This is a genomic window from Protofrankia sp. CiP1_Cm_nod4 (genome assembly GCF_982290645.1).
Window position 1 is genome coordinate 1 of record NZ_CEVIVC010000056.1, and the last position, 3319, is coordinate 3319.

Annotated in this window: 2 protein-coding genes and 1 pseudogene; all 3 read right to left on the minus strand. The window is 70.2% G+C overall.

All coding sequences use genetic code 11. From position 1 onward, the window contains the following. Window positions 1-29: 29 nt before the first annotated feature. On the minus strand, window positions 30-758 hold the full coding sequence (gene grpE, locus AC5LSR_RS12705; RefSeq protein ID WP_250285034.1) for a nucleotide exchange factor GrpE: 729 nt from the start codon (window positions 756-758) through the stop codon (window positions 30-32). Beyond that, window positions 755-2590, minus strand: coding sequence for a molecular chaperone DnaK (gene dnaK, locus AC5LSR_RS12710; protein ID WP_250289851.1), 1836 nt, complete (start codon window positions 2588-2590; stop codon window positions 755-757). Before dnaK ends, grpE begins: the two co-directional genes overlap by 4 nt. 471 nt (window positions 2591-3061) lie before the next feature. Then, window positions 3062-3319: pseudogene (locus tag AC5LSR_RS12715) on the minus strand (nuclease-related domain-containing protein); the annotation flags it as partial.

Consider the following 3319-nt stretch of genomic DNA (forward strand, 5'->3'; position numbering starts at 1 on the left):
CTGCTCGGGCTGCTCGGGCTGCTCGGCGGCTACTCGGCGGCTTCTGCCGAGCCGCCGCCCGCCTCCGGCGCGGCCCCGGCGGCCGTGCCGTCCACGTCCTGACCGGCGTCGGCGTCCCCCGGCGCCGGTTCGGCGACCGAGACCTGCGCCGGCCGCAGCACGCGGCCGGCGTGCCGGTAGCCGGCCCGGAAGACGTCCACGCAGGTCGGCCTGGTCACCTCGGCCGAGTAGGTGTGCATGAGCGCATCGTGGACGAGCGGGTCGAACTCGTCCCCGCGGGAGCCGAAGCGCTCGAGCCCGGCGGCCTCAAGGGCGGCTTCCAACGACTCCGCCACCGCCTTGAACGGGCCTTCCAGATCGCCGTGGTCGCGGGCGCGGCCGATGTCGTCGAGGGTCGGCAGCAGCGCCAGGAGCAGCCTGCCGGCCGCCTGCTCGGCCAGGGCCTGCCGGTCACGCTCGACACGGCGCCGGTAGTTGTCGAACTCGGCCTTGAGACGTTGCAGGTCACCGGTGCGCTCGGCGACCTGCTGGCGCAGCGACGCCACCAGCTCGGCCTCACCGGCCGGTGCGGCGCCGGGCGCCGGCCCCCCCGCCGAGGACGTGAAGGCGCCCTCGGCGGTGGCGGCGGCCTGCGTCCGCGCGGCCGCCTCCACCCGGACCTGCCCGCTCTGTGGGTCTATGCGGCGCTTGTCCCGGACGACCACTGGCTCGTCCGGGGTGGAAGCGCCATGCGTCCAGTCGTTGGGGGCCGAGGTCACTTCTTGTCCTCCTCGTCCACTATCTCGGCGTCCACCACGTCGTCGTCCGCGCTCGCTCCGGGCGTGCCGCCGGGGCTGCCGGCCGAGCCCTGCGCGGCGTCCGCGTAGAGCGACTGGCCCATCGCGGAACTGGCCTTGGCGAGCTCGGTCGTCGCGTTGCGGATGGCCGCGATGTCGGTGCCGGCGACCGCCGCCCGCAGCGCGGACAGCTTCTCCTCCACATCGGTCTTGACCGTGGCGTCGATCTTGTCGCCGTTCTCGGCCAGGAACCGCTCGGTGGAGTACACCAGGGTCTCGCCCTGGTTGCGGGTCTCGGCCTCCTCGCGGCGCTTGCGGTCCTCCTCGGCGTACTGCTCGGCGTCGCGGACCATCTTGTCGATGTCGTCCTTGGGCAGCGCCGAACCGCCCGTGATCGTCATCGACTGTTCCTTGCCGGTGCCGAGATCCTTGGCCGAGACGTGGACGATGCCGTTGGCGTCGATGTCGAAGGTGACCTCGATCTGCGGGATGCCGCGGGGCGCCGGCGGCAGGCCGGTGAGCTCGAACATGCCGAGCTTCTTGTTGTAGGCGGCCATCTCGCGCTCGCCCTGGAAGACCTGGATCTGCACGGACGGCTGGCTGTCCTCGGCGGTGGTGAAGATCTCCGAGCGCTTGGTCGGGATGGTGGTGTTGCGCTCGATGAGCTTGGTCATGATCCCGCCCTTGGTCTCGATGCCCAGGGACAGCGGGGTGACGTCGAGCAGGAGAACGTCCTTGACCTCGCCCTTGAGGACACCGGCCTGCAGGGAGGCGCCGACGGCGACGACCTCGTCGGGGTTGACGCCCTTGTTCGGCTCCTTGCCGCCGGTGAGCTCGCGGACCAGGTCGACCACGGCCGGCATCCGGGTGGAGCCGCCCACGAGCACGACGTGGTCGATGTCGCTGACCTTGACCCCGGCGTCCTTGACGGCCTGCTGGAAGGGGTGCTTGCAGCGGTCGATGAGGTCCTGGGTCATCCGCTGGAGCTCGGAGCGGGTCAGGGTGATGTCGAGGTGCAGCGGGCCCTCGGCCGAGGCGGTGATGTAGGGCAGGTTGATGCTGGTCTGGGTGGACTGCGACAGTTCGATCTTGGCTTTCTCGGCGGCCTCGCGCAGCCGCTGCAGGGCCATCTTGTCCTTGCCCAGGTCGACGCCGTGCTGGCCGTTGAAGGTCTTGATCAGGTGGTCGGTGATGCGCTGGTCCCAGTCGTCACCGCCGAGCTGGGTGTCCCCGGAGGTCGACTTGACCTCGACGACACCGTCACCGATCTCCAGCAGGGACACGTCGAACGTGCCGCCACCGAGGTCGAAGACCAGGATCGTCTGCTCCTTCTCGCCCTTGTCCAGGCCGTAGGCGAGGGCGGCGGCGGTGGGCTCGTTGACGATCCGCAGGACGTTCAGCCCGGCGATGGTGCCGGCCTCGGTGGTGGCCTGGCGCTGCGCGTCGTCGAAGTAGGCGGGCACGGTGATGACCGCGTCGGCCACGGTCTCACCCAGGTAGGACTCGGCGTCCCGCTTGAGCTTCTGCAGGATGAACGCGCTGATCTGCTGGGGGGTGAAGTCCTTGGCGTCGACCTTCATCTTCCAGTCGGTGCCCATGTGGCGTTTGACCGACCGGATGGTCCGCTCGACGTTGGTGACCGCCTGCCGCTTCGCGACCTCGCCGACCAGGACCTCGCCGTTCTTGGCGAAGGCGACGACGGATGGGGTTGTCCGCGAGCCCTCGGCATTGGCGATCACCGTGGGTTCGCCGCCCTCGAGCACGCTCACGACGGAGTTCGTGGTGCCGAGGTCGATGCCGACCGCTCGTGCCATGTCTGTGCGCCTTTCGAATCAGGATGGATCCGGCCCCACCGGCTCCGTCAGGATGCCGCGTGGGCCGCTCATATGGTAGTTGAGCCCTGCCGGCTCAGGATCCAACAATAACTCTTCCGCCGTCAAACTTGAGCCCCTCATGCTCATGTTTTTTGCGATGGCCGGACCGCGCCGGTGTGCGGCGTCATCGCAGGCATGGCTCGGGCGCGACTGGCGTGCGGGGCGTGGCAGCTTGCCCACAGAGCGTGTCGGCTTGCTCGCAGGACGTGTCGGATTGCCCACAAAGCGTGGCAGATGGCACGCAGGGCGTTGTGGCTGGCACGCAGGGCGTGGCGGCTGGCGCACGACTGAGGCCGGCGGGTGTCCGCCGGCCTCAGGTTGACTTACGGTCTTTTATGTGATTTCCGGCTATAATGTCCTGCTTGGCTGTTACAGCCTGTTCGGTCCTGGTTCCGCTGGTCCGTGCCCTGTTCAGGCGCTGGACGGTCCGGCGGGGCCGGATGGGGGCTGACCCGGTCCGGCGGCGGGGCTGTCGGCGCCCGGGGCCGTGCTGTTGCCGCCGTCGTCCGCCGGGCGGCTCGCGGCCGGCCGCAGCGGGCGGACCGCGGCCAGGATGCGTCCCCGCCGCCATCCCGGCGACGGGCCGTCCGCGGGACCGGGCGCGGGCGTGCCGGCCGAGCCGGTGAGTTCGCTGATGAGGTCGTCGCTGTCAGCACCGTCGCTGTCAGC